Here is a 25,357-nt window from a genome sequence, read left to right on the forward strand (position 1 = left end):
CGGTGGCTCCTCCATGATCAGCACATAGTTCTGGTGGTTAAGTGTCCCTCACGCAGGTGTGTGATCGCGAAAGGGGCTGGTGGTCGTGCCAGAGCTGAGGCCTTGGCGAGGCGCGAGACCGCGTGTCGAGCGGATCGCGGACGCCGTACGACCGTCACTCGCGCGCGTGGGCGATGCGCTGCGACGGTCGATCGGCACCGGATCACCGCAGGTCAGGCGGGGCTCACGGCCAAGGCCCTGGCTGTACACCGCGACCGCCGCCACCGCCGGACTGGCCCTGGCCGTCGGCGTGGTGACCGTCTCCGGCCCCTGGGACTCCTCGGGTCAGCGTACGGCCGAGCGGGACCGGGCCGTCGCCCTGGAAGCCGCGCGTGGCACAGATCACGGCAGCACTCGGGGCAGAGCGGGCACGCCGCGCGAGACGCGCACGCCCCCCAGCGCCCCCTCCGTGCTCACCGGCCTCGGCGGCACCGCCACCACCGTCAAGTCGGCACCCGGCGGCAAGGCCCTCGCCGCCGTCCTCGACCCGCTGCTCAAGACCCCGGCGCTCGGCCGCCACTCCGCCTCGGTCGTCGACGTGGCCACCGGCAGACGCCTCTACGGCACCGCACCCGGCACCCCGCTCACCCCCGCCTCCACCATCAAGATCGTCACCGCCGCCGCGGCGCTCTCCGCGCTCGGTCCCGACCACCGGTTCACCACCCGCGCCACGTACGAGCCCGACACCGAGGAGGTCGTGCTGGTCGGCGGCGGCGACCCCACCCTCTCCGCCCGGAAGAAGCCCGCACCCGGCACGGCCCGGCTGAGCGACCTCGCGGAGCGGACCGCCGCCGCCCTCGCCAAGCGGGGCGTGCGCAAGGTGACGCTCTCCTACGACGAGACCCTCTACCCCGGCGACCGGCGGCACCCGATCGGCGAGAACACCAACATCGCCGAGATCACCCCCCTGATGACCGACGAGGCCCGCACCGACGACTCCGGCAGCGGCGCCGCCCCCCGCGTCCCCGACCCGGCCGCCGACGCCGCCCGCACCTTCGGGGAGCTGCTGCGCAAGCACGGCGTCGAGACCTCGCCACCCGGCCCGTCGAAGTCCAGCAGCCGCGCCGCCACCCTCGCCTCGGTGTCCTCGCCCCCGCTGTCCGCCCTGGTCGAGCGGATGCTGACCAACAGCGACAACGACATCGCCGAGGCCCTCGCCCGGCACACCGCGATCGCCACCGGCAAGCGCGCCGACTTCGCCGGTGCCTCGGCGGCGGTGCGCGCCCAGCTGCAGAAGCTGAAGGTCCCGCTGAAGGGCGCCGTGCTGCGCGACGGCAGCGGCCTGGACCGCCGCGACCGGCTCACCGCCGACCTGCTCACCGCGCTGCTGGTCAAGGCCGCCGACCCGGCCCACCCCGAGCTGCGCCCCGTCCTCACAGGGCTGCCCGTCGCCGGCTTCACCGGCACCCTCAGCGGCCGCTACGCCGACGGGGCGGGCGGCGTGGTCCGCGCCAAGACCGGCACCCTCACCGGCGTCAACACCCTTGCGGGCACCGTCGTCGACCGCGACGGGCGCCTGCTGGCCTTCGCCTTCCTGGGCACCGGCGCCGACCGGGGCGCCGCCCAGGACGCCCTGGACAAGGCGGCCACGGCCCTCGCGGGCTGCGGCTGCCGGTGACCCGGGGCGGGGTTGCGGCCCGCCCCGACGGTGACCGTGGGCGGGCATCCCGCGCCCGCCCCGCCGGCCCGCGGGATCTCGTCGCCCTGCCCGCTTCCCCGGCACTCACGTACCGTTGACCCATGACGAGCATCGGTGGTGCTGCCTCTTCCGGGATGGTCGACTGGAACCTCGCGGTCGCGACCGCGACCCGGCTCATGCGACCCGGCCCCGACGTGAGCCGCGACGAGGCCAGGGCGGTCGTCGCGGAGCTGCGCCGGCACGCGCAGGCCTCGGAGGGGCACGTGCGGGGCTTCACCCGTCTCGGGACGGAGGAGACGCACGACACCCCGGTGCTGGTGGTCGACCGGCCCGGCTGGGTGCGCGCCAACGTCGCCGGATTCCGCGAACTGCTCAAGCCGCTGCTCGACAAGATGCAGCAGCGGCGCGGCACCGGCCCCGGCAACGCGGTGCTGGGCGCCGTGGGCGGCAAGGTCACCGGCGTCGAGCTGGGCATGCTGCTGTCCTTCCTCGCCTCCCGCGTCCTCGGCCAGTACGAGACCTTCGCTCCCGCCACCCACGACCTGCCCGCCGGGGAGAACGGCGGCGGCCGGCTGCTGCTGGTCGCGCCCAACGTGGTCCATGTCGAACGCGAACTCGACGTCGACCCGCACGACTTCCGGCTGTGGGTGTGCCTGCACGAGGAGACCCACCGCACCCAGTTCAGCGCCGTGCCCTGGCTGCGCGACCACCTGGAGGGCGAGATCCAGTCGTTCCTGGGGGAGACCGACGTCGACCCCATGACCGTCCTGGAGCGCATCCGCGACGCCGCCCAGACGCTGGCCGGCGGCCGGCCCGAGGGCGAGGAGGAGGACGGCGGACGCTCCCTGGTGGAGATCGTCCAGACCCCCGCCCAGCGCGAGATCCTCGGCCGGCTCACCGCCGTGATGTCCCTGCTCGAGGGCCATGCCGACTACGTGATGGACGGCGTGGGACCCGAGGTGGTGCCGACCGTCGCCGAGATCCGCGAGAAGTTCCAGCAGCGCCGCGCCAAGGGCGCCTCCCGCCTGGACATGGCGCTGCGCAAGCTGCTGGGCCTGGACGCCAAGCTGCGTCAGTACCGGGACGGGGAACGTTTCGTCCGGGCGGTCGTCGAGGAGGTCGGCATGGACGGCTTCAACCGCGTGTGGACCTCGCCCAACACGCTCCCCACCAAGGCGGAGATCTCCAGACCTGCCGACTGGATCACACGGGTGCACCGCAAACCGGAGGCATAAGCTCCGCACGACGGCATGCGGAGTCCCCTCCAATCACCCGTCCGAGGGACCGTGAGCCATGGGCAGGCGTGCAATGCTCGGGGAACGGCCCGGTTCTGTCACCATCTACACACTCTGCGTGACCGAATCTCGGGCTCACCCCCCGACAACTTCATGAAGGGAACCGGACAATGGGTCCCCATCCTGCGGTCGCGGCGATACGCCTGGCGGTCCGCCGCGTACTCCACGACATCCTCGCCGAACACGCCGAACACGCCGAACACGCCGAACACGCCGAACGCGCTCCCGGTGGACATCACGAGCGCCACGGGCACGACTGCCGTCACGAGCACCCCCGGCAGCACGGCCTGCACGAACAGCACGGGCATCACCGCCATCACGTCCAGCACCGGCAGCACGCCGGCGGGCTCGGCCGCACCCCGTCCCGGGCCTCGGTGGCCATCCCGCAGGGATGCTCCTGCGCCCCGCTCGTGCTGGTGGCCTGCTCCGGCGGCGCCGACTCCATGGCCCTCGCCTCCGCCCTCGCCTTCGAGGCCCCCCGGCTCGGCGTCCGGGCCGGCGGCATCACCGTCGACCACGGACTCCAGCCCGGCTCCGACCAGCGCGCGGCGGAGGTCGTGCAGCGCATGAGGGAACTCGGCCTCCATCCGGCCGAGTCCGTCGCCGTGACCGTCGGCCGCGAGGGCGGGCCCGAGGCCGCGGCCCGCGACGCCCGCTACGCCGCCCTGGACGCCGCCGCCGAACGGCTCGGCGCCCGCGCCGTCCTGCTCGGTCACACCAGGGACGACCAGGCCGAGACCGTCCTGCTCGGCCTCGCCCGCGGCTCCGGCATCCGCTCCCTGTCCGGCATGGCCGCGGTCTCGGGGGCCGGCGGCCGTTACCGGCGCCCCTTCCTGCAGCTCGACCGGCAGACCGCCCGCAAGGCCTGCATGGTCCAGTCCCTGCCCGTCTGGGACGACCCGCACAACACCGACCCGTCCTACACCCGCTCCCGGCTGCGCCACGAGGGTCTGCCCGCCCTGGAGAAGGCGCTCGGCAAGGGCGTCGTCGAGGCCCTCGCCCGCACCGCCCAGCTCTCCCGCGACGACGCCGACGCCCTCGACGCCTGGGCCTCCCGCGCCGAGGCCGGCGTCCGCGACGCCGACGGCGGCCTCGAGTGCGCCGGCCTCCACGCCCTGCCGCCCGCGGTGCGCCGCCGGGTGCTGCGCCGCGCCGCCATCGAGGCGGGCGCACCGGCCGGTTCCCTGTTCGCCCGGCACATCGAGGAGGTCGACCGGCTGATCACCGGCTGGCGCGGTCAGGGGGCCATCAATCTCCCCGGCAAAGTCGTCGTCCGGCGGCAGGGTGGCAGACTGGTGATTCGGCAAGGCTGAAACGGTGCCCCCTCGGCGACGGAGGCGGCGGGGTCCGGCAGCCGGTGGGACGACCGAAAGTGATGCGGGTGGACGCGAAAGACATGGGTGCCGACCTCGAGAAGGTGCTCATCACCAAGGAAGAGATCGACGCGAAGCTGGCCGAGCTGGCTGCCAAGATCGACGCGGATTACGCGGGCAAGGATCTGCTGATCGTCGGCGTGCTCAAGGGCGCGGTGATGGTCATGGCCGACCTCGCGCGGGCGCTGTCCACCCCCGTCACGATGGACTGGATGGCCGTATCCTCGTACGGGGCGGGCACCCAGTCCTCCGGTGTGGTGCGGATCCTCAAGGACCTCGACACCGACATCAAGGGCAAGCACGTCCTGATCGTCGAGGACATCATCGACTCCGGTCTGACCCTGTCCTGGCTGATCTCCAACCTCGGCTCGCGCGAGCCCGCCTCCCTGAAGGTGTGCACGCTGCTGCGCAAGCCCGAGGCGGCGAAGGTCGCCATCGATGTGGAATGGGTCGGTTTCGACATCCCCAACGAATTCGTCGTCGGCTACGGCCTGGACTACGCCGAGAAGTACCGCAATCTCCCGTTCGTCGGTACGCTCGCGCCTCACGTCTACGGCGGCTGAGCCCGAAGGGCCCATTCGCCCGGACGGTGATCGGGAACCCCGGCGGTCTCCGCGCCGTTGGAGCATGCGTAGACGCGATTGCCAGCCGTCCCGCGCAGCTTCGGGGGACAATGCTGGGGTACCGTCCGAAGAACAGCCTTTATCAAACTCACTATGGCAGGAGGGACGGGGCGGCACCGCTCCGTATGGATGGACGTGAAGCGATACTTCCGTGGGCCGGTCATGTGGATCGTGCTGGCCGTCCTTGCCGTGGTCGTGTTGATGCAGGTCGTCGGTTCGTCCGGCGGCTACAAGACGGTGGACACGGGCCAGGTCGTCCAGGCGATCAATGAGAACAAGGTCGAGTCGGCCAAGCTGACCACCGGCGACGAGCAGATCATCAAGGTCTCGCTCAAGGACGGTCAAAAGGTCGAGGGCAGCTCGAAGATCCAGGCGAGCTACATCGGTGACCAGGGCGTCACCATCGCCAGCACGCTGCAGAACAAGTACGAGAACAAGCAGATCCCCGACGGCTACACGGTCTCGCCGTCCAAGCAGAACCCCTTCGTGAGCATTCTGCTGTCGCTGCTTCCGTTCGTTCTGATCGTGATCGTCTTCCTGTTCCTGATGAATCAGATGCAGGGCGGCGGCTCCCGCGTCATGAACTTCGGCAAGTCCAAGGCGAAGCTCATCACCAAGGACACGCCGAAGACGACGTTCGCCGACGTGGCCGGCTCGGACGAGGCCGTCGAGGAGCTCCAGGAGATCAAGGAGTTCCTGCAGGAACCGGCCAAGTTCCAGGCCGTCGGCGCCAAGATCCCCAAGGGCGTGCTGCTCTACGGCCCGCCCGGCACCGGCAAGACCCTGCTCGCGCGGGCCGTCGCGGGCGAGGCCGGTGTGCCCTTCTACTCGATCTCCGGTTCCGACTTCGTCGAGATGTTCGTCGGTGTCGGTGCCTCCCGGGTCCGTGACCTGTTCGAGCAGGCCAAGGCCAACGCCCCCGCCATCGTCTTCGTCGACGAGATCGACGCGGTCGGCCGCCACCGCGGCGCCGGCCTCGGCGGCGGTCACGACGAGCGCGAGCAGACCCTGAACCAGCTGCTCGTCGAGATGGACGGCTTCGACGTCAAGGGCGGCGTCATCCTGATCGCCGCCACCAACCGGCCCGACATCCTCGATCCCGCCCTCCTGCGCCCCGGCCGCTTCGACCGGCAGATCGCCGTGGACCGCCCCGACATGCAGGGCCGTCTGGAGATCCTCAAGGTCCACCAGAAGGGCAAGCCGGTCGCTCCCGACGTCGACCTGTCCGCCGTCGCCCGCCGCACCCCCGGCATGACCGGTGCGGACCTGGCCAACGTGCTGAACGAGGCCGCGCTGCTCACCGCGCGCAGCGACAAGAAGCTGATCGACAACAAGGTGCTGGACGAGGCGATCGACCGCGTGGTCGCGGGCCCGCAGAAGCGGAGCCGGATCATGTCGGACAAGGAGAAGAAGATCACCGCGTACCACGAGGGCGGACACGCCCTGGTCGCGGCGGCCTCGCCGAACTCCGACCCGGTCCACAAGATCACCATCCTGTCCAGAGGCCGCGCCCTCGGCTACACGATGGTCCTGCCGGACGAGGACAAGTACTCGACCACCCGCAACGAGATGCTCGACCAGCTCGCCTACATGCTGGGCGGCCGGGCAGCCGAGGAACTGGTCTTCCACGACCCGACCACGGGTGCCGCCAACGACATCGAGAAGGCCACCAACCTGGCCCGCGCGATGGTCACTCAGTACGGCATGACCGAGCGGCTCGGCGCGATCAAGTTCGGCGGGGACAACTCCGAGCCGTTCCTCGGACGTGAGATGGCTCACCAGCGCGACTACTCGGAGGAGGTCGCCGCGCTGGTCGACGAAGAGGTCAAGAAGCTCATCGAGAACGCGCACAACGAGGCGTGGGAGATCCTCGTCGAGAACCGTGACGTCCTCGACAACCTCGTGCTGGCCCTCCTGGAGAAGGAGACGCTGGGCAAGGAGGAGATCGCCGAGATCTTCGCGCCCGTCGTCAAGCGGCCGCCCAGGCCCGCCTGGACCGGCTCCTCGCGCCGCACGCCGTCCACCCGCCCGCCGGTCCTCTCCCCGAAGGAGCTGGCTCTGACCAACGGGGCGAACGGCGCGCCGCAGGCGATCAGCACCGCCAAGAGCACCGCGGACACCTCCAGGACGTCCGAGCGGGCACCGGAGGAGCGCCCGGAGAGCTGACACCGGCCCCGGCCGCCGTCGCCGGGGCCCGGAATGTATGCCGCGCCCCCCAGGTTCTAGCCTGGGGGGCGCGGTATGTGCGTCACCGCACCGGATATGCGTCCCCCCGGGCACGCGCGCAGGCAAGGAACGAGGCTCCACATGACCGACCCCGTGACGCTGGACGGCCAGGTCCCGATCGGCGAGTTCGACGAGAAGCGGGCGCAGAACGCGATCCGGGAACTACTCATCGCGGTCGGTGAGGACCCGGACCGGGAGGGCCTGCAGGAGACGCCGGCACGGGTGGCGCGGGCGTACAAGGAGATATTCGCGGGCCTGTGGCAGAAGCCCGAGGACGTGCTGACCACCACCTTCGATCTCGGGCACGACGAGATGGTGCTGGTGAAGGACATCGAGGTCTACTCGACCTGCGAGCACCACCTGGTGCCCTTCCGGGGCGTGGCGCACGTCGGCTACATCCCCTCGACCAGCGGCAAGATCACCGGCCTGTCGAAGCTGGCCCGCCTGGTCGACGTCTTCGCCCGCCGCCCCCAGGTGCAGGAACGCCTCACGACCCAGATCGCCGACTCCCTCATGGAGATCCTGGAGCCGCGCGGGGTGATCGTGGTCGTCGAGTGCGAGCACATGTGCATGTCCATGCGCGGCATCCGCAAGCCCGGCGCCAAGACCCTCACCTCGGCCGTCCGCGGTCAGCTCAGGGACGCGGCGACCCGCAACGAGGCGATGAGCCTGATCATGGCTCGCTGAGCCTCCGAGACGCTGGGTCTGCGGGACGCTCGCTTCCGGCCGGTCCGGCCCGGGCCGGCAGCTGGACCGCCTCTCAGGCCGCCGGGGCGGCGCCCTCGGTGTCGTCGTCCTCGTCGTCGGGGAGCTTGCAGACGCGTTCGAGGAAGATGCCGGCCGCTATGACCCCGATGCCCGCGACGACGGAGAAGCCGGCGTAGATGGCCTGGTCGCGGCGGGCGGGGACCTCCAGGGACTCCAGCAGGAAGACGCAGACGCCGCCGTACATGCCGGCCACCAGGGCGGCGACCAGGGCGCTGGCCTGACCGAAGACCACCGCCCGGGCCGCCATCAGGGGATCGACGCCCTTGGCGTCGGGGCGCCGCTCGCGCTGGGCCTTGAGCCGGGCGCGCAGGGACAGCGCCGTGGCCGTGAGCACCGTGGCGATCAGGGCGAGCACGATCGGGGCGGCCACGGGGACGCTCGGCAGGGTCCCGAAGGCGTTCCACAGGCGGGCCCCGGCCCAGGACAGGATCCCGGCGACGACGAAAACGCCGGCCAGCACCCGGATGCGCAGCTGTCTCACGGTGTCCCTTCCCCGGCTGTCGGTCGTGTCGACCTTAACGGCTACTCGGGCAGCCGGAGTTCCAGGTCCGGGCGCTGAGTCACACCCTGGCGGGTGACCTCGTCCAGCAGCGCGGCGACCGGGCCGCGGCCGGGCAGTTCGGCCTCCGGGTCGACGTCGTGCCAGGGGGCGAGGACGAAGGCGCGTTCGTGCGCGCGGGGGTGGGGGAGTGTGAGCTGCGGGTCGTCGGAGCGGACCTCCGCGTAGGAGACGATGTCCACGTCCAGCGTGCGCGGGCCCCACCGTTCGTCGCGGACGCGGTGGAAGGCCTCCTCCACCGCCTGCGCCCGCTCCAGCAGGGAGGACGGCGGCAGGGTGGTCTTCAGCACCGCGACCGCGTTGAAGTACGAGGGCTGGCTGCCGGGCTCGACGCCCCACGGCTCCGTCTCGTAGACCGGCGAGACGGCCTTGACCCGGATGCCGGGGGTGTCCTCCAGCGCGTCCACGGCCCCCTGCAGGGTCTCCAGGCGGTTGCCGAGGTTGGCGCCGAGGGAGACCACCGCGCGTTTGGGGTTCTGCAGCGTGGAGTCGGCGGCGTCGACCCGCTCGACCACGGAGGCGGGCACGGGCTGAACGGTCGGGTCCGTGGACCCCTGAGTGAACGGCCTGGTCATACGCGGCTCCGGGTGATGGTGACGGTCACGTCGTCGAACGGAACGGTGATCGGGGCGTCCGGCTTGTGGACGCAGACCTCGACCTCCCGCACCGCGTCGTGCTTCAGACAGACCTCGGCGATGCGCTCGGCGAGCGTCTCGATGAGGTTGACGGGCTCGCCCTGCACGACGGCCACGACCTCCTCGGCCACGACGCCGTAGTGCACGGTCTTCGTCAGGTCGTCGTCGGCCGCGGCCGGGCGGGTGTCGAGGCCGAGGACCAGGTCCACGATGAAGGTCTGGCCCTCCTCGCGTTCCCTGGGGAACACACCGTGGTGCCCACGGGCCCTCAGGCCGCGCAGCGCGACACGATCCACGCGAATCACTCCTGCAGTCGTCGGTCCGGCCGGCCGTGCCGCGTGCGGGCGGCACACGACGGCCTTCTGTCGAATCTACCTGCGGGCACCGACGCCACCGGACCACCGGTGGCACGGGCCGGGAGCTGTGCCGCGAGGGTTCATCCCGCGTTTGCCCTGGAGAGGCCGGGTGCTCACGGCGCGGAAGCCGCCCCTACCCGCCGCCGCATGATTCCAACCATGTGCGCGACCGCACAACGACGAGGGGGCGGCGTCAGGCGGGGCTGTCGTCGACGGGGGCGTCGTCGGGCGGGGTCTCGTCGTCCTCCTCGGCCTCGGCGAGCACCGGGGAGGCGTGGTGGGACCACAGCTTCCAGCCGGCCGGTGTGCGCCGGAACACATTGGTGGCCACCACCAGCTGGCCCACCAGCGGGCCGAGCTCCTCGCCCTCCTCGGGGGCGGGACCGCCGCTGAGGATGTTCTCCGTGCAGGTCACCACGGCGGTGTCACCGGTGACCGAGACATGGACGTCGGTGAGGAAGAACTGGATGTAGTCGGTGCCCGCCATGATCACCGCGTAGGAGCGCAGGACCTCGCCGCGCCCGGTGAGCACCGGCCAGCCCGGGTGCACGCAGGAGACCACGCCGGCCTCCGCCGGGTCGTGGTAGCTCTCGTCGACGCCGAGATCCGCCGGGGCGAGCCAGAGCGAGGCGATCTCCTCGAAGTCGCCCCGTTCGAGTGCCTCGTAGTAGGCCCTGTTGGCGGCCTCGACCTGCTCGACGTCGGTGTGGGGGGCGCTCACCGGGCTCCTTCCGCGCCGTCCGCGCCGTGCGCGAGGGTCGCAGAGGGCGCAGGCGCCGAGGTGCGTGCCTGCGCGATGGCGTGGGCGACGCGTACGGCGTCGGCCGAGGGGCGGACCTCGTGCACCCGGACGGCCCAGGCGCCGGCCTGCGCGGCCAGGGCGGAGACGGCGGCGGTGGCCGCGTCGCGCTCCCGCGCGGGGGGCGGTGTGCCGTCCGGTCCTGCCAGGACCCGGCCGAGGAACCGCTTGCGGGAGGCGGCGACCAGCAGCGGGTGGCCCAGCGCCAGCAGCCGGTCGATCCGGGCGAGCAGCGCCAGGTCGTGCTCGGCGTCCTTGGAGAAGCCCAGACCGGGGTCGACGATCAGCCGGTCCTCGGCGATCCCGCCCTCCAGCACGGCGTCCACCCGCGCCCGCAGCTCGTCGGCGACCTCGGTGACGACGTCGCCGTAGACCCCTCGGATGTTGCCGCCCTCCAGGAAGCCGCGCCAGTGCATGACGACGAAGGGGGCGCCCGCGTCGGCCACGACGCGGATCATGCCGGGGTCGGCGAGGCCGCCGCTGACGTCGTTGACCAGGACGGCACCGGCGGCGAGGGCCTGCTCGGCGACGGAGGCCCGCATGGTGTCGACGGAGATCGTGACGCCCTCGGAGGCGAGGCCCCGGACCACCGGGATGACCCGCTTGAGCTCCTCGGCCTCGTCGACGCGGGTCGCGCCGGGCCGGGTGGACTCTCCGCCGACGTCCACCAGATCAGCGCCCTGGGCGATCAGCTCCAGGCCGTGCTTGACGGCGTTCGTCGTGTCGAACCAGCGGCCGCCGTCGGAGAAGGAGTCGGGGGTGACGTTCACGACTCCCATGACCGCGCACCGGTCCCAGTGAGGAAGGCCCGCGACATGAGGGCGTCCGCTGTGATTGCTCATATGTTCAGCGTAGGCCCAGGCGGCGCCGGTGCAGCGCCGCGCCCCGGCCGGTGCCCCCCGTACAGAGCCCCCGGGCGCCCCTCGCGCAGGCGCACCCCTCGCGCGAACCCCGCCCGGACCACCCCGTCCGGCGTCAGGCGGCGCGCACCGTGTTCTCCGACGGGCCGCGGTCCAGCATGTGCGTGCAGGGCCGGCGGGCCGGGGTGCGGCGGCGCAGGAAGCGCGGCAGTGGCACGGACGGGTTGAGGAAACCTTCCGCCTGCATCGCGGCGAAGCCGATGCGGGGCAGGTCGGCCGAGGCCCGGTAGACCACGAAGCGGGGCTCCCAGCGGGGCCGGAACTTGGCGTTGAACTTGTACAGCGACTCGATCTGGAACCAGCGCGACAGGAACAGCAGCAGCCCCCGCCAGGCCCGCAGCACCGGCCCCGCGCCGATCCTCTCGCCGCGCGCGAGCGCCGAGCGGAACATGGCGAAGTTGAGCGAGACCCGTTCGATGCCGAAGGCCGGCGCGGCCCGCAGCGCGGCCACGATGAGCAGCTCGTTCATGCCCGGGTCGGCCGAGCGGTCCCGGCGCATCAGGTCCAGGGAGACCCCGTCCCCGCCCCACGGCACGAAGTGCAGGATCGCCTTCAGATCGCCGTACTCGCCCGGCTCGGCGTCGGCCTTGTGGGCGGTGGCGATCAGGCAGTCGCCGTCGGCCGGGTCGCCGACGCGGCCCAGCGCCATGGAGAAGCCGCGCTCGGTCTCGGTGCCGCGCCAGTCGTCGGCGGCGCGGCGGATGCGGTCCAGTTCGGCCTCACCGAGGTCACGGACACGCCGTACCCGGGTCTCGTAACCGGCGCGCTCGATGCGCTTGACCATCTGGCGGACGTTGCGCATCGCGCGGCCGGCGAGCGAGAAATCCTTGACGTCGACCACCGCCTCGTCGCCGATCTCCAGGGCGTCGAGGCCGGTCTCGCGGGTCCAGACATGGCCGCCGGTCTCGGAGCAGCCCATCACGGCCGGGGTCCAGGAGTGCGCCCTGGCCTCGTCCATGAAGCGCTCGATGGCACCGGGCCAGGCCTCGACGTCGCCGATCGGGTCGCCGCTGGCGAGCATCACCCCGGAGACCACGCGGTAGGTGACCGCCGCCTTGCCGCTGGGGGAGAACACCACGGCCTTGTCGCGGCGCAGCGCGAAGTGCCCGAGGGAGTCCCGCCCGCCGTGCTCGGCGAGCAGCGCGCGCAGCCGGGCCTCGTCCTCCTCCGTCAGCCGGGCCGCCGGGTGCTCGGGGCGGAACGCCAGGTAGATGGTGGTGACGGCGGTGATCCAGCCCAGGGCGCCGAGGCAGAAGGCGACGGTCCAGGAGGTGTCGCCCCGGTAGTCGACCGGCCCTTCCACCCCGAACAGCCCGTACACCACGTGGGTCAGCCGGTCGGCCATGCTCGGGTCGCCGATCAGCTGCCCCGGCTGGGCGTTGACGATCACCAGGCCCAGCAGCAGCGAACCGGCGCCCATCAGCACGAAGTTGGCCAGCGCCCGCCATCTGCTGCGCGGGTCGGGCAGCGCGGCGAACTGGTCGCGGTGGCGCAGCAGCAGGGCGAGCAGCACCAGCGGGATCAGCACGCCGAGCACCGAGTGCCGGTAGCTGAACTGGGCCACCGCGCCCGCCGGGAGCAGGGCGACCGCGGCCCGCCAGGCCCGCCGCTTGCCCCGCTTCAGGCCGTGCGCGAGGAGCAGCAGCAGAACGCCGGCGCTCAGCGAGAGCGCCGCCGCGAAGGACCCGAACGCGCCCGGCAGCACCTCGGCGAGGTCGTGCATCCGGCTGTGCCGGAAACGCGGGAAGATGCCCGCGGCGATGTCCAGCAGACCGACCAGAGCGCAGGCCCGGCCGACCAGAAGAGGCATGGACTCGGGGCGTGGCCCGCGCAGCAGCCGGCGCGCACGCCGCGCCATGCCGCCGTCCCGTACGCGCCGGGGCGCACGGGCCGCGAGCTTCGGAACCCAGCCCGACATTTCCTCATCTGTCCTGACAGACATCGCAATCCTGTAGTTCGGCGAGAGACGATGGATCCGGTGCCGATCGGGCATCCGGCGACATTGCGCCCTCTAGGACGGTGTCTCGGGAGGAGAGGTTCACTCCTCTCGCCGAAGCCGCCGAACAGGCCAACGACAGCCCGGCGCCGCCCTCATGACGGAGCAGGGGCGGCAGGCGCCGGGCAGAAAGCGCAGGCAGGTACCACCCCATGGGTCTTACGAGCGACACGCTGCTGTGGGCGACCGCCCTCGCCGCGGCCCTGCTGTTCACCGGCACGGTGTGGCTGTGGCCACGGCTGGCCCGGCGCACCTGGCGGGCGATCTGCGGGCGGGTGGGCCTGCTGCTCGCCACCCAGCTGGCGATCTTCGCCGCGGTGGGCCTCGCCGCCAACCAGGCGTTCGGGTTCTACGCCGGATGGGCCGACCTGTTCGGCCGGCAGAAGGGCCAGGGCGTCGTCGTCGACCACGCGGCGGGCAGCGGCCTGAAGGTCGTCGGCAGCGGGCCGGTGCCCGGAGTCGCGGGCACCCGGCCCGAGGAGAGCGGCCGCATCGACGAGGTCCGCATCTCGGGCCGCGCCAGCCGCATCGTCTCCCCCGCCTACGTGTATCTGCCGCCGGAGTACTTCCGCGCCGAACACCGCCGCCGCGACTTCCCCGCGGCCGTCGTCCTCACCGGATATCCGGGCACCGCACGGGCGCTCGTCGACAAGCTGCGCTATCCGCGCACCGTCCACCGGGCGGCCCGCGAGGGGAGAATGCCGCCGATGATCCTGGTGATGCTGCGCCCGACCGTCGCGCCGCCCCGGGACACCGAATGCGTGGACGTCCCGGACGGGCCGCAGACCGAGACCTTCTTCGCCAGGGACCTGCCCGAGACGATCGCCGGTCACTACCGGGTCGAGGAGGGGCGCGGCGCGTGGGGTGTGGTCGGCAACTCCACCGGCGGCTACTGCGCGCTGAAGCTGGCGATCCACCACCCCGAGGTCTTCGGCGCGGGCGCCGGGCTCTCCGCGTACTACAAGGCGCCGACCGACCCCACCACCGGCGATCTCTTCCACGGAGACGAGCGGCTCCGCGACGAGGCCGACCTGCGCTGGTACATCGGGCACCGGCCCGCCCCCGACACCTCGCTCCTGGTCACCAGCAGCAAGAAGGGCGAGTCCAACTACTGGGACACGGTGAAGTTCATCGAGCAGGTGAAGGCCACCGGCCGCACCCGCATCTCGTCGATCATCCTGGAAAGCGGCGGCCACAACTTCAACACCTGGCGACGGGAGATTCCGGCCACCATGGAGTGGCTCGGGAACCGCCTCGGCGAAGCGAAACGATCTTGAAGAACGGGTCCGGTGTCAATTCACGATTCAACCGCGTTCTCTGATGCGCTGTGAAAGCGCCGGTATGGCTTTGTTTTTGCGGGGCGGGGGTCCATCATTCGCCTACGCGCGGTAAGTTTCTGGCCATGCCACGTGGACGTCACCGCCATTCCCCGCCTCTGCACAGGATGCTGCCCCCGTCGGCGATCGCAGGCGTGTCCCTCGTCTGTGCCCTGGGGCCCTGGGTGTTCACGCAAACGACGGTGCTACGGGTCCTGTCCGCGGCCGCGGCGGCCACCGCCGTGGCCGGCGCGGTCGTGATGCGGCGCTGGGACGTCCAGGCGGGCAAACGCGTCGCCGACCTCACGCGCGCGCGGGCGAGCGACGAGTGGCGTTTCGAGGAGCGGGTCGCCGAACTGGAGGCCGATCTCGACGAGTCGCGCGAGCTGCGCCAGAAGCTGGAGCAGCGGCTGCGGGCCAAGCGGGCGGAGCTGGCCGGCCTGCGCAACGAGCACGCGGCGCTGCTGCGCCGCTACGCCACGGCCGAGGCGGACCGGGCAAGCGTCCTGGAGCAGCGCCGGGTACTGGAGATAGAGGCCACGGCCCCCGCACGGGCCCTGCCGGCCGGCACGGGGGGCGCACCCGTCGCGGAGCAGGACGAGCCCGCAGAGGAGCCGGTCAGGGAGGACGTACCCGCGGTCTTCTCCCCCGAGGGCTCCCAGCTCTTCCTCCGCGCCAACGCCGCCCTGGCGCGCCTCGGGAAGGGCGACGAGAAGTCCGCGAAGGCGAACTCGGACACGGCGGCGCCCGCCGAGGGCGGGGGCAGCCCCGAGGACGACGGTCCCGAGCCGACCCGGAACGATGCGCCGCCGGAGGACGAGGCGGCGGGGAAGCCCGAGGCGGTCGCTGGCCATGAGGGGGCGGCCGCCACCCAGGCTCCCTCGGTACCGGCCCAGCAGGGCGAGCGGGCCGCCGGCCACTTCACGGTGCCGAAGGCTGTCGCGGTCGTGCCGCAGACGGCGCCGGTGCGCCGGTCGGCGCCGGAGGGCGGCTTCGACTTCTTCGGTACGAAGAAGAAGGGTGTGCAGCGGGCCGCGCTGGAGGCCGTGCAGAACGAGGATCTTGCCGACGTGGTCGGTGAGGAGGCACTGGCGCTGCACAAGGCCGAGGCGGAGTTCAAGCCGGCGGACAGCGAGTCGCGGGCGGTCAGCCAGGTCATCGACCTCACGGCGCACGACGAAACAGAACAGATCGACGTCCAGGGCCTCCGCAGCGCGGTCTCCTGAGCGCCGGTCACTTCTCGCGCAGCCCACGGTGGGCGTTCGGGCCTGACCGGGAGTGCCGTTGCGCGGTCGGTGCGACGGCCCGCGGTCGTGCAGGTTGCTCGGCGGGCCACCGGTCTTGGGCGTGCCGCAGTCGCGCGCGGCGGGGAGGGGTTGGGGTGGTGGTGTCCGCCCGCAGCGGCTGGCGCGTCCGCGCCCGTACTCGACGGAAACCGATTCCGCGCCAGACCGAGGACGGACACCACCACCCCGGCCCCGACTCACCCACCCCCCGTAGGCGCTACGCGCACCCCCACCGGAGCCGCAGCTGCGCCGCAGGCATGGCCACCTCAGCCACCCACGCGCCCGCAGGTGAGAACGAAACGCGCACCGCCACGGGGCACCCGCAGGCCCCGGAGAACACGCACCCCCACCGGGCCGTGGGCCTCACGCACAGCCGAACCCGCACCCCACCCGCAGGCGGGAACGAAGCGCACCCCACCCGCCCGCAGGCACAGCCGAACGCGGACCCCCACCCGCAGGCGGGAACGAAGCGCACCCCACCCGCCCGCAGGCACAGCCGAACGCGGACCCCCACCCGCAGGCGGGAACGAAGCGCACCCCACCCGCCCGCAGGCACAGCCGAACGCGGACCTCACCGGGCCGCAGTCAGGTCATCCAGCGGTCCGGGCGGGCGTCCCTGCGGCCCGTTCGGGAGCGTTCCGCTTGGGAGCGGAGCAGCGCCACCGCTTCCTCCGCGTCCCGCAGCCGCGCTGTGACCGATCGGTTTGCGCCATTGTCGACGTGCACGTTGGCAACCCCCCGAGCCCGCTCCCAGGGCCCCTGGCTCAACCGCACGCTCTGCACCTTGGCATGCGGCACCAACGCCAGGCTCCGCCGCAACAGCCCATGCCGCGCGGCGAACACCGCCTCGGTCACCACCAGCCCGTATCCCCGCCACCACACCGGCACGCACCACCGGGCCCGCCGCGGCGCCCCCGCCAGCTCCGACGCCGCCGGCACGCGCACCCCGGGCAGCACCCGCCCGATCACCGCCTCCGCCAGCTCCCGCGGAGCGACCGGCACCAGCAGCGAGTTCGACGACCCGGCCACGTCCAGCTCGACCCGCACCCACCCCCGCCGCCGCCACAGCCAGGGCTCCACGATGCGTATCGTCTGCACCCGCCCCGGCGGCACCGTCTCGTGCTCCCGGTCCAGCAGCCCGTGATCGATCCGCAGCCCGTCCGGCGACTCCCCGACCGTCCAGTCGTACTCGGTCACGAACCGCCCCACGGTGCTCGCGCCGGCCGCACCCAGCAACGGCACCCCGACCGCCAGCACCGTCCACAGGCTGTGGGTGGCGATCCACAGCAGCGGTATCACCACCGGGACGACGACCAGCCACCCCCACGTCGCCCCGGTCAGCACCAGTGACACCGCCAGCACCCGCGGAGGGACCCGCAGCAGCTCCCGGGCCGGGGCCTCGCCCACCTCGTGGGCGGTCTCCGGCGCGAACCCGGCCGCCCGAGCCAGCAGCTCCGCCCGCAGCGCCCGCGCCTCCTCCGCCCCGAGGTAGGCGAGCTCGTCCTTCTCGTCGGTCCCGATCACGTCCAGTTTCAGCTTCGCCACCCCGGCGACCCGCGCCAGCAGCGGCTGAGTGACGTCGATCGCCTGGATCCGCTCCAGCCGGATGTGCGCGGTTCGCCGGAACAGCAGCCCGGTCCGCACCCGCAACTCGGTGTCCGTCACCGCGAAATGCGTGAACCACCAGCTCAGGAACCCGTACAGCGCCGCGGCCGGAAGCAGCACCGCGAGCGCGATCAGCAGCGTCGTCGTGGTCAGCCGGCTCAGCTGCCGCTGCGCCTGGTCGGGATCGTGCACCGCCCACCCGATCAGCACGGCCAAGGGCGCCCACGCCCGCCGCAGCGGCGTGACCGGATGCAGCCGCCGCTCGATCACGGGACGCCCTTCCCGTACCTCCTCGCGCACGCTCTGCCCTGCACCTTTCCGCACGCTCTGACCCGATCCCTCGCGCACCGCACCCTCGTGCTCGCCGTGGCCTGCACCCTCGTGCTCGCCGTGGCCTGCACCCTCGTGCCCGCCGTGGCCTGCACCCTCGTGCCCGCCGTGACCTGCACCCTCGTGCCCGCCCTGACCGGGACCCTCGTGCACGCCCAACCCCGCGCTCTCGCCCACGTTCTCGCGGGCCTCCGGCCCCGTCACAGCCCCGCCGACCGGGCCTCGCCCAGCTCCGTGAGCCGGTCGCGCAACCGTTCCGCCTCGGCCGGGTCGAGCCCGGGAATCTTCGCATCGGTCGCCGCGGCCGCCGTGTGCAACTGCACGCTCGCCAGCCCGAAGCGCCGCTCCACCGGACCGGAGGTCACCTCCACCAGCTGCATCCGGCCGTACGGCACCACGGTCTGCTCACGCCACAGCACACCCCGGCTGATCAGCAGGTCGTCCGCCCGCTCGGCGTACCGCCAGGAGCGCCAGTTGCGCTCCAGCATGCCCCAGCCCCAGATCAACAGCGCCAGCGGCAGCACCGCGAAGGCGGCCCAGCCGGGCCCCGCCAGCAGTCCGGGCACCAGTCCGGTGGCCAGCGTCAGCGGCCCCAGCCACACCACCAGCAGCAAGCGTCGCATCTTCAGCAGCCCGGGCGGCAGCGCGATCCACTCGGGCTCTTGTTCGGTCGTGATGTGCGGGATCCCCGTTTCCATGCCGCAAGCCTACGTAGGGGAGACTGTGTCCATGACTCCTACGACGGAGACCATGGTCGGTATCGGCGGCGCGGCGGAGAGCACCGACATGGTGCTCAACATCGGTCCGCAGCACCCGTCCACGCACGGCGTGCTCCGGCTGAGACTGGTCCTGGACGGCGAGCGCATCTCCCGCGCGGAGCCGGTGATCGGCTATATGCACCGCGGCGCGGAGAAGCTGTTCGAGGCCCGCGACTACCGCCAGATCATCATGCTGGCCAACCGGCACGACTGGCTGTCGGCGTTCTCCAACGAGCTGGGCGTGGTGCTCGGCGTGGAGCGGATGCTCGGCATGGAGGTGCCCGAGCGGGCGGTGTGGCTGCGCACGCTGCTCGCCGAGCTGAACCGGGTGCTCAATCACCTGATGTTCCTCGGCTCCTACCCGCTGGAGCTCGGCGGCATCACGCCGATCTTCTACGCGTTCCGCGAGCGCGAGGAGCTGCAGCACGTCATGGAGGAGGTCTCCGGCGGGCGCATGCACTACATGTTCAACCGCGTCGGCGGCCTCAAGGAGGACCTCCCGGCGGGCTGGACGCGGCGCGCCCGGGCCGCCGTCGCCGATGTGCGCTCCCGCATGGACCGCTTCGACGACCTGGTGCTGGGCAACGAGATCTTCCGCGGCCGCACCCGCGGCGTCGGCGTGCTCTCCCCGGAGACCGTGCACGCCTACGGGGTGAGCGGTCCGATCGCCCGCGCCTCCGGCGTCGACTTCGACCTGCGCCGCGACGAGCCGTATCTCGCCTACGGCGAGCTGGGCGACGTGCTGAAGGTGGTGACCCGCGAGGAGGGCGACTGCCTGGCCCGCTTCGAGTGCCTGCTGGAGCAGACCCACAACTCCCTGGACCTCGCCGACGCCTGCCTGGACCGGCTCGCCGAGCTGCCGCCGGGACCGGTCAACCAGCGGCTCCCCAAGGTCCTCAAGGCCCCCGAGGGCCACACCTACGCCTGGACCGAGAACCCGCTCGGCATCAACGGCTACTACCTGGTCAGCAAGGGCGACAAGACGCCGTACCGGCTCAAGCTGCGCTCGGCCTCGTACAACAACATCCAGGCCCTGACCGAGCTGCTGCCGGGCACGCTGGTGGCGGACATGGTGGCGATCCTGGGCTCGATGTTCTTCGTGGTGGGCGACATCGACAAGTAGGCCGCAGGGGCACCCGGCACGCTCCGGGCGCCCGGCATCCGCCTACCCCTGACCGCTCCCGGACCCTCCCGGGGCGCCCGTGCTTCTCCCCGGGCGGTCCCCGAACACATCAGCCACGCCCTCCGCCGGCCCCACCACCTGCACCAGCCACCAGAAGTCCCCGAGGCCGCCCTCCGCCGTGAGCTCCGCCGCCTCCCCGGCTCCCGCGAGGGCCCGTACGTAGCCGGCCGGGTCCGACGAGGCCAGCGCCAGCGGCGGGCGGGCGCCGGTCACGCCCAGCGCGCGCAGCGCCTCCCGCTGGGTGAGCAGCCGCGCACCGGGCGGCCCCCCGGCGGTCGCCGCACACGCGTCCACGGCCACATGCGCGGTGATGTCGCAGGAGCCGTCCGGCACCGGCAGCGTCTCCCGCCCGTCCCGGAATCCGGTGAGCGTCCCGAACGGCGGCCGTGCCCGAGCCAGATGCCCGTAGTCCACCGCGACCGCCAGCCCGCGCTCCACGGCCGCGACGGCCGACGCCCAGGCCCGGTCCCGGTCGAGGCCGATCTCCGCGCGCAACCCCGGCTCGCCGCCCAGCGGCCACCACCGCGCCAGCCATGCGGCCTCCTCCCCGCCGACCGGCTCCCCGAGCCGCTCCGTGCCGTCCGCGCGCACCAGCACCCGCCGCGGTGTGCCCGCGGAGTCGGTCTCGGCGACCTCCAGGGGGACGTTGTCCAGCCATTCGTTGGCGAACAGCAGCCCGGTGATCCGCCGCGGCGGCTCGGCGCGCCACTCGACGCGGGGATCGAGCCCTGCGGGCCGGTCCGCCAGCTCCACGGCGTACGCACGCGTCCGGGCGGCCGTCTCCTCGGGCAGCGCGGCGAGCACCCCGGTGACCAGTTCGCCCCGCCCGGCCGCCATGTCCACGAAGTGCAGCACCGGGGGCCGGCCGAGCGCCTCGTCCACCCGGCACAGCAGCCGGGCCACCGCCCGGGCGAAGAGCGGGGATGCGTGCACCGAGGTGCGGAAGTGCCCGGCGGGCCCCGGCCCCTCGGTCCTGCGGTAGAACCCCTCGGGCCCGTACAGCGCCTCCCGGGCGGCCGCCCGCCAGCCCCGCTCGGTGCCGTCCGGTTCACGGCCCTGCTCGGTGCCGTCCGGTTCCCGCCGGTCGCCGTCCGCCGTTCCTGCTGTCACCGGGCCAGGTTAAGCGCGGTCCTGGCTGCACAGATGTGCCGGGCCTCCACCTTGCGGAGTACGCGGGCCGACCGGGGATCGGCCCATCGGTTGACCCCTGCACGCATTTCGCTTCCCTACGCTGGGTTACGTGCAGCGCCTCTACGACTTCCTCCGCAGGCACCCGGCTTGGGTCGACGGCTTCTGGGCCTTCGTCCTGTTCGGGATCTCGGTGCTCGGCGCAGCCACCCCGGAGGGCGGTCGGGGCACGGATCAGCTCGCGCTGATCGTGCCGGTGACGCTGCTGCTGTCCCTGGTCGTGGCGCTGCGCCGCCGGATGCCGGAGCGCATGCTGGTCCTCGCCGCGGCCACCGGAGTGCTGCAGCTGGTCGCCGATGTGGCGACGTTGCCCGCGAACTTCGCCATGCTGGTGATCGTCTACACGGTCGCGGCGACCGGCGCCCGCTGGGCCTCCCGCTTCGCGCTCACCGGAGGGCTGTGCGCCGCGCCCCTGGCGCAGCTGCGCTGGCCCGACGAGAGCACGAGCACGGGCGGCAACATCGCCATGGCGATATTCCAGACCGTGCCCTTCGCCCTCGCCTGGGTGCTCGGCGACTCCATCCGCACCCGGCGCGCCTACTTCGCGCAGCTGGAGGAGCGTGCGGCGCGGCTGGAGAAGGAGCGCGAGGCGCAGGCGAAGGTCGCGGTCGCCGCCGAACGCGCCCGTATCGCCCGCGAGCTGCATGACGTGGTGGCGCACAACGTCTCGGTGATGGTGGTGCAGGCCGACGGCGCCGCCTACGTCCTCGACACCGCCCCCGACCAGGCGAAGAAGGCGCTGGAGACCATCTCCTCCACCGGCCGCCAGGCCCTCGCCGAGATGCGCCGCCTGCTAGGCGTGCTGCGCACCGGCGAGCACCAGGAGACGGGCGAGTACGTCCCGCAGCCCGATGTGCAGCAGATCGAGGAGCTGGTGGAGCAGTGCCGGGAGGCCGGGCTGCCCGTGGACTTCAAGATCGAGGGCACCCCGCGCCCGCTGCCCAGCGGCGTCGAGCTCACCGCGTACCGCATCGTGCAGGAGGCGCTGACCAACACCCGCAAGCACGGCGGGCCCAACGCGGGCGCCAGTGTGCGGCTGGTCTACTTCGACGACGGGCTCGGCCTGCTGGTGGAGGACGACGGGAAGGGTGCCCCGCACGAGCTGTACGAGGAGGGCGGCCTGGACGGCCAGGGCCACGGTCTGATCGGCATGCGGGAACGGGTCGGCATGGTCGGCGGCACCCTGGACGCCGGTCCCCGCCCCGGCGGAGGATTCCGCATCAGCGCGCTGCTGCCGCTCAAACCCGCCCCCTGAGGTCCGCCATGCCCCGTGTTGACACCTGTAAGAGTTGCCCCGCGCAGCGACGGAAGAGGCCCCGATGACGATTCGTGTGATGCTCGTCGACGACCAGGTGCTGCTGCGCACCGGGTTCCGGATGGTGCTGGCCGCGCAGCCGGACATGGAGGTCGTGGCGGAGGCGGGCGACGGCGTCGAGGCCCTGCAGCTGCTGCGCTCCACGTCCGTCGACGTCGTCCTGATGGACGTCCGCATGCCGAAGCTGGACGGTGTGGAGGCCACCCGGCGGATCTGCCAGGACACCGACCCGCCGAAGGTGCTGATCCTGACCACCTTCGACCTCGACGAGTACGCCTTCTCCGGCCTGAAGGCGGGGGCCTCCGGCTTCATGCTCAAGGACGTGCCGCCGGGCGAGCTGCTCAGCGCGATCCGGGCAGTGCACAGCGGCGACGCCGTGGTGGCCCCGTCCACCACCCGCCGGCTCCTCGACCGCTTCGCGCCGATGCTGCCGGGCGGCACCAAGCAGTCCGAGCACAAGGAGCTGTCCCGGCTCACCGAGCGGGAGCGCGAGGTGATGATCCTGGTCGCCCAGGGCCTGTCCAACGGGGAGATCGCGGCCCGGCTGGTGCTCTCCGAGGCGACCGTGAAGACCCATGTGGGCCGCATCCTCACCAAGCTGGGGCTGCGGGACCGCGTGCAGGTCGTCGTCCTCGCCTACGAGACGGGTCTGGTGCGGGCGGGCGGACTCGGCTGACCCGCCGCGGGCGGAGCCCGCACGCCGGTAGGGTGCCGCGCATGCTGCTGTGGATCAACGGCCCCTTCGGGGGCGGCAAGACACAGACCGCACACGAGATTCAGCGCCGACTGCCGGGCAGCGTGATCTGCGACCCCGAGCACGCCGGCTTCGGCCTGCAACGCATGCTGCCGCCCGAACTGCGGGGCGATTTCCAGGAGTTGGCCTCCTGGCGGCGGGGCGTCGTCGAGGTGCTCGACCTGGTCCTCACCAAGCACGAGGGCGTGGTGATCGCCCCCATGACCGTCACCGACGGCGACTGCTTCGCCGAGACCGTGGGCCGGCTGCGCGAACTCGGCCACGACGTGCGCCACTTCACCCTGCTCGCCGAGCGCGAGACCGTGCTGCGGCGGCTGCGGGAGCGTCACATCGGGGCCGTGCTGCGCCGCCTCGCGGGACAGCGCGCGGCACGGAGCGGGGACAGCTGGGCGGAGCGGCGGCTCGACCACTGCCTGGAACGGCTGGCCCGGCCGGAGTTCGCCGAGCACCTGTGGACGGACCGCACCAGCATCCCGAAGACCGCGGACCGTATCGCCGTGCTCGCCGGGCTGAAGCTGCGCCCGCACCGCGAGGGCCCGCTGCGCACCCGGCTGCAACAGGCGCGCGTCAGCTTCCGGCACATCCGCTTCGACTGAGCCGGTGACCTGGTCATCCGGTGCGTCTTGGAGCCGGTGACCGGGTGAGCCTTGGCCCCGGCGCCCCGGCGCCCCGGCGCCCCGGCGCCCCGGCGCCCCGGCGCCCCGGCGCCCCGGCGCCCCGGTGCCCCGGTGACCGGGTGAGCCTTGGCCCCGGCGCCCCGGTGACCGGGCGCCCCGGTGCCCGATGACCAGGTGAGCCTTGGACCGCCGAGTCGCTGGGCTCCGGGCCGCCGAGCCGCGTTCCGTGTGTCCTCAGCGCAGGACCGCCTCCAGGAAGTCGCTGCCGAGGCGGGCCACCACGGCCACGTCCAGCTGGTGCAGCACATACCGCCCGCGCCGGCGCGTGGTCACCAGGCCCGCCTTCTTCAGCACGGCCAGGTGGCGGGAGATCTCCGGAGCCGTCATGTCGTGCACCCGCGCCAGCTCGCCCGTGGTGTACGCGCTGCGGGCGAGATGGCGGCACAGGCGCATCCGGACCGGATGGGCCAGCGCGTTCAGGCGCAGCGTCAGCTGCTCCACCGAGGGGGGCCGGGCCAGTTCGGGGGAGCCGACCGGGTAGTGCAGCACGGGCCGCCAGGCGTAGCGGTGCAGGACCATCAGATGCGGCCGGCCGAGGCTGGTCGGGATCAGCAGCAGCCCCGCGTCGCCGGAGGCCGTGCGCCCGTCGCCCAGCTTGTCGACCACGATCCGCCGGGCCGCCTCGTCGAGGGAGACCGCCGGGGACACCGCGGCCAGCGCCTCCGCCAGACCCTTGCGCCTCAGCAGCTCCGTCTTGTGCCGGGTGTCGGCCGCGAGCTGGTGGCGGACCCGGCACCAGACATCCGCGAAGAACGCCTCGTCGCATTCCTGCAGGAACTGCCGCAACCAGGTGCGGATGCGGGGCGGGTCGTCCAGCAGCCGCTCGCTGAACCGCAGTTGCCGGGGACCGCGTGCGGCGGCCAGCTCCAGGGCGCGGCGGCGCACCGCCTCGTCCTCGAGCGGCCCTGCGCCGGGCGTGCTGTACGGCAGGGCACAGGTGAACTCCAGGGCGGCGTCCACGAACTGCTCGTCAGAGAGCTTGTCCAGCAGGTCCAGCTCCTCGGCGAGTGCGGCACCCGGCAGCGCACCTGCCTCCGGGACTCCCGCGCAGGCCAGGAACAGATCCGAGAAGGTGGTCCGCCACAGGAAGTCGGCCTCGCACATCCGGTCCGCCAGGTGCGGGTCGAGCCGCGCGGTCACGCCCGTCACCCAGCCCTGCAGGCCCGGATGGTGACCCGGCTCGGACAGCGCGTGCAGCGCCATGCCCAGCTCGGCCAGCGGGGAGGGCACGGCGGCGACTCCTTCCGGCCGCAGCCCGGCGATGTCGATGTGCACGCTCATGCCGCCATGGTGCACCCCGCCACCGACACCGCCCGCCCCGTTTGACGGCCGCCGTCAATCGACGCGACCTCCGGGCCGGGCCCGTCCCACGCTGACGGAGCCCGCGCCGCCGGCCGGCTCCTTCGGCCGCGCTCCGCCGGCTCGTCCGTCCACACCGTGTGTTCCAGAGGTGTGTTCCAGACGTGTGTTCCAGAGAGGACGCCCCCATGAGCCCGACGCAGCAGCACCTGCTCGACGTCCACCGTGCTCTGCGGCACGGGAGCCCTGTTCCGCCCGCTCCGGGCACCCACGACGTCCGCGTCCTGCGGGAGCTGCGCGAACGCCGCCGCTTCCGCGCCGTCGTCGCCGGCCGCCCGGCTCAGGGCGGCCCGGCCCAGGGGCGCATCCATCCGGGCCGCCCTGAGCCGGGCGGTGTCCGCGCTGCCGCTGCCGTGAG

At 72.7% G+C, this 25,357-nt stretch carries 22 protein-coding genes and 1 pseudogene; 13 read left to right on the forward strand and 10 right to left on the reverse strand.

Annotated features, from left to right (window positions below; translation table 11 throughout):
- Window positions 1-79: 79 nt before the first annotated feature.
- From dacB to folE, 6 genes and pseudogenes are all read left to right on the forward strand, one after another.
- Window positions 80-1,657, forward strand: coding sequence for a D-alanyl-D-alanine carboxypeptidase/D-alanyl-D-alanine endopeptidase (dacB, locus tag HCJ93_RS10580; protein WP_167993413.1), 1,578 nt, complete (start codon window positions 80-82; stop codon window positions 1,655-1,657).
- A 122-nt stretch (window positions 1,658-1,779) separates the two neighbouring features.
- Entirely contained in the window at window positions 1,780-2,913 is a 1,134-nt protein-coding gene (locus HCJ93_RS10585) for an Rv3626c family coenzyme F420 biosynthesis-associated protein (RefSeq protein ID WP_167993415.1), read from the forward strand.
- Between the two features lie 170 nt (window positions 2,914-3,083).
- Window positions 3,084-4,286 (forward strand): annotated as a pseudogene (gene tilS / locus HCJ93_RS10590) (tRNA lysidine(34) synthetase TilS).
- Between the two features lie 62 nt (window positions 4,287-4,348).
- Window positions 4,349-4,909, forward strand: coding sequence for a hypoxanthine phosphoribosyltransferase (hpt, locus tag HCJ93_RS10595; protein WP_167993500.1), 561 nt, complete (start codon window positions 4,349-4,351; stop codon window positions 4,907-4,909).
- Window positions 4,910-5,098: 189 nt separating this feature from the next.
- Window positions 5,099-7,135: an ATP-dependent zinc metalloprotease FtsH gene (gene ftsH / locus HCJ93_RS10600; protein ID WP_167993502.1), complete on the forward strand. Its 2,037-nt coding sequence runs from the start codon at window positions 5,099-5,101 to the stop codon at window positions 7,133-7,135.
- A 141-nt stretch (window positions 7,136-7,276) separates the two neighbouring features.
- Window positions 7,277-7,882, forward strand: a complete 606-nt coding sequence (folE, locus tag HCJ93_RS10605; protein WP_167993425.1) for a GTP cyclohydrolase I FolE — start codon at window positions 7,277-7,279, stop codon at window positions 7,880-7,882.
- Between the two features lie 73 nt (window positions 7,883-7,955).
- Here the strand turns inward: folE and HCJ93_RS10610 are convergent, their stop codons facing one another.
- From HCJ93_RS10610 to HCJ93_RS10635, 6 genes are all read right to left on the reverse strand, one after another.
- Window positions 7,956-8,444 (reverse strand): DUF3180 domain-containing protein, encoded by a 489-nt coding sequence (locus HCJ93_RS10610; RefSeq protein WP_167993427.1) that lies wholly within the window; start codon window positions 8,442-8,444, stop codon window positions 7,956-7,958.
- A gap of 41 nt (window positions 8,445-8,485) precedes the next feature.
- Entirely contained in the window at window positions 8,486-9,097 is a 612-nt protein-coding gene (gene folK / locus HCJ93_RS10615) for a 2-amino-4-hydroxy-6-hydroxymethyldihydropteridine diphosphokinase (protein ID WP_167993429.1), read from the reverse strand.
- Window positions 9,094-9,453, reverse strand: a complete 360-nt coding sequence (gene folB, locus HCJ93_RS10620) for a dihydroneopterin aldolase (protein ID WP_167993431.1) — start codon at window positions 9,451-9,453, stop codon at window positions 9,094-9,096. The genes folK and folB overlap by 4 nt, the downstream gene beginning before the upstream one ends.
- 253 nt (window positions 9,454-9,706) lie before the next feature.
- A complete protein-coding gene (locus HCJ93_RS10625) occupies window positions 9,707-10,234 on the reverse strand; it encodes a nuclear transport factor 2 family protein (RefSeq protein WP_167993433.1) in 528 nt (175 codons plus the stop codon).
- Window positions 10,231-11,154, reverse strand: coding sequence for a dihydropteroate synthase (gene folP / locus HCJ93_RS10630; protein ID WP_167993435.1), 924 nt, complete (start codon window positions 11,152-11,154; stop codon window positions 10,231-10,233). The genes HCJ93_RS10625 and folP overlap by 4 nt, the downstream gene beginning before the upstream one ends.
- 133 nt (window positions 11,155-11,287) lie before the next feature.
- Window positions 11,288-13,090 (reverse strand): phosphatidylglycerol lysyltransferase domain-containing protein, encoded by a 1,803-nt coding sequence (locus tag HCJ93_RS10635; protein ID WP_167993504.1) that lies wholly within the window; start codon window positions 13,088-13,090, stop codon window positions 11,288-11,290.
- Between the two features lie 290 nt (window positions 13,091-13,380).
- On the opposite strand from HCJ93_RS10635, the gene HCJ93_RS10640 reads away from it, so the two are divergent.
- Window positions 13,381-14,505, forward strand: a complete 1,125-nt coding sequence (locus HCJ93_RS10640) for an alpha/beta hydrolase (RefSeq protein WP_167993437.1) — start codon at window positions 13,381-13,383, stop codon at window positions 14,503-14,505.
- Window positions 14,506-14,630: 125 nt separating this feature from the next.
- The gene (locus HCJ93_RS10645; protein ID WP_167993439.1) at window positions 14,631-15,770 is read left to right on the forward strand and encodes a hypothetical protein; all 1,140 of its coding nucleotides are present in this window, start codon (window positions 14,631-14,633) and stop codon (window positions 15,768-15,770) included.
- Between the two features lie 645 nt (window positions 15,771-16,415).
- Here HCJ93_RS10645 and HCJ93_RS10650 read toward each other — a convergent pair.
- Window positions 16,416-17,759, reverse strand: a complete 1,344-nt coding sequence (locus HCJ93_RS10650; RefSeq protein WP_373563573.1) for a PH domain-containing protein — start codon at window positions 17,757-17,759, stop codon at window positions 16,416-16,418.
- A gap of 206 nt (window positions 17,760-17,965) precedes the next feature.
- Entirely contained in the window at window positions 17,966-18,463 is a 498-nt protein-coding gene (locus HCJ93_RS10655; protein WP_167993458.1) for a PH domain-containing protein, read from the reverse strand.
- Between the two features lie 31 nt (window positions 18,464-18,494).
- On the opposite strand from HCJ93_RS10655, the gene HCJ93_RS10660 reads away from it, so the two are divergent.
- A complete protein-coding gene (locus tag HCJ93_RS10660; RefSeq protein WP_167993460.1) occupies window positions 18,495-19,646 on the forward strand; it encodes an NADH-quinone oxidoreductase subunit D in 1,152 nt (383 codons plus the stop codon).
- A gap of 42 nt (window positions 19,647-19,688) precedes the next feature.
- Here the strand turns inward: HCJ93_RS10660 and HCJ93_RS10665 are convergent, their stop codons facing one another.
- Window positions 19,689-20,816, reverse strand: coding sequence for an SAM-dependent methyltransferase (locus HCJ93_RS10665; protein WP_167993462.1), 1,128 nt, complete (start codon window positions 20,814-20,816; stop codon window positions 19,689-19,691).
- Between the two features lie 130 nt (window positions 20,817-20,946).
- Here HCJ93_RS10665 and HCJ93_RS10670 point away from each other — a divergent pair, with 130 nt between their 5' ends.
- From HCJ93_RS10670 to HCJ93_RS10680, 3 genes are all read left to right on the forward strand, one after another.
- The gene (locus tag HCJ93_RS10670) at window positions 20,947-22,149 is read left to right on the forward strand and encodes a sensor histidine kinase (protein ID WP_167993464.1); all 1,203 of its coding nucleotides are present in this window, start codon (window positions 20,947-20,949) and stop codon (window positions 22,147-22,149) included.
- A gap of 64 nt (window positions 22,150-22,213) precedes the next feature.
- Complete coding sequence (locus HCJ93_RS10675; RefSeq protein WP_167993466.1) at window positions 22,214-22,885, forward strand: response regulator transcription factor; 672 nt, start codon at window positions 22,214-22,216, stop codon at window positions 22,883-22,885.
- A 41-nt stretch (window positions 22,886-22,926) separates the two neighbouring features.
- Window positions 22,927-23,559 carry an AAA family ATPase gene (locus HCJ93_RS10680; RefSeq protein ID WP_167993468.1) on the forward strand — a complete coding sequence of 211 codons (633 nt, stop codon included), beginning with the start codon at window positions 22,927-22,929 and terminating at the stop codon, window positions 23,557-23,559.
- Between the two features lie 255 nt (window positions 23,560-23,814).
- Here HCJ93_RS10680 and HCJ93_RS10685 read toward each other — a convergent pair whose 3' ends face one another.
- Window positions 23,815-24,921, reverse strand: coding sequence for a DUF5937 family protein (locus HCJ93_RS10685; protein ID WP_167993470.1), 1,107 nt, complete (start codon window positions 24,919-24,921; stop codon window positions 23,815-23,817).
- Between the two features lie 206 nt (window positions 24,922-25,127).
- Here HCJ93_RS10685 and HCJ93_RS10690 point away from each other — a divergent pair.
- On the forward strand, window positions 25,128-25,357 hold a 230-nt coding region (locus HCJ93_RS10690; protein ID WP_167993154.1), incomplete at its 3' end, for a hypothetical protein.

The sequence above is a fragment of the Streptomyces composti genome (genome assembly GCF_012034205.1).
Classification (GTDB): Bacteria; Actinomycetota; Actinomycetes; order Streptomycetales; family Streptomycetaceae; genus Streptomyces; species Streptomyces composti.

Bases quoted from the DNA above. Each gene is read 5' to 3' on its own strand.
- HCJ93_RS10640 (WP_167993437.1), top strand. From the start codon at position 13,381: ATGGGTCTTACGAGCGACACGCTGCTGTGGGCGACCGCCCTCGCCGCG.
- HCJ93_RS10655 (WP_167993458.1), bottom strand. From the start codon at position 18,463: ATGGAAACGGGGATCCCGCACATCACGACCGAACAAGAGCCCGAGTGG.
- folE (WP_167993425.1), top strand. From the start codon at position 7,277: ATGACCGACCCCGTGACGCTGGACGGCCAGGTCCCGATCGGCGAGTTC.
- folP (WP_167993435.1), bottom strand. From the start codon at position 11,154: ATGAGCAATCACAGCGGACGCCCTCATGTCGCGGGCCTTCCTCACTGG.
- HCJ93_RS10660 (WP_167993460.1), top strand. From the start codon at position 18,495: ATGACTCCTACGACGGAGACCATGGTCGGTATCGGCGGCGCGGCGGAG.
- folK (WP_167993429.1), bottom strand. From the start codon at position 9,097: ATGACCAGGCCGTTCACTCAGGGGTCCACGGACCCGACCGTTCAGCCC.
- hpt (WP_167993500.1), top strand. From the start codon at position 4,349: ATGCGGGTGGACGCGAAAGACATGGGTGCCGACCTCGAGAAGGTGCTC.
- HCJ93_RS10585 (WP_167993415.1), top strand. From the start codon at position 1,780: ATGACGAGCATCGGTGGTGCTGCCTCTTCCGGGATGGTCGACTGGAAC.
- HCJ93_RS10685 (WP_167993470.1), bottom strand. From the start codon at position 24,921: ATGAGCGTGCACATCGACATCGCCGGGCTGCGGCCGGAAGGAGTCGCC.
- HCJ93_RS10635 (WP_167993504.1), bottom strand. From the start codon at position 13,090: ATGGCGCGGCGTGCGCGCCGGCTGCTGCGCGGGCCACGCCCCGAGTCC.
- HCJ93_RS10645 (WP_167993439.1), top strand. From the start codon at position 14,631: ATGCCACGTGGACGTCACCGCCATTCCCCGCCTCTGCACAGGATGCTG.
- ftsH (WP_167993502.1), top strand. From the start codon at position 5,099: ATGGACGTGAAGCGATACTTCCGTGGGCCGGTCATGTGGATCGTGCTG.
- HCJ93_RS10680 (WP_167993468.1), top strand. From the start codon at position 22,927: ATGCTGCTGTGGATCAACGGCCCCTTCGGGGGCGGCAAGACACAGACC.
- HCJ93_RS10675 (WP_167993466.1), top strand. From the start codon at position 22,214: ATGACGATTCGTGTGATGCTCGTCGACGACCAGGTGCTGCTGCGCACC.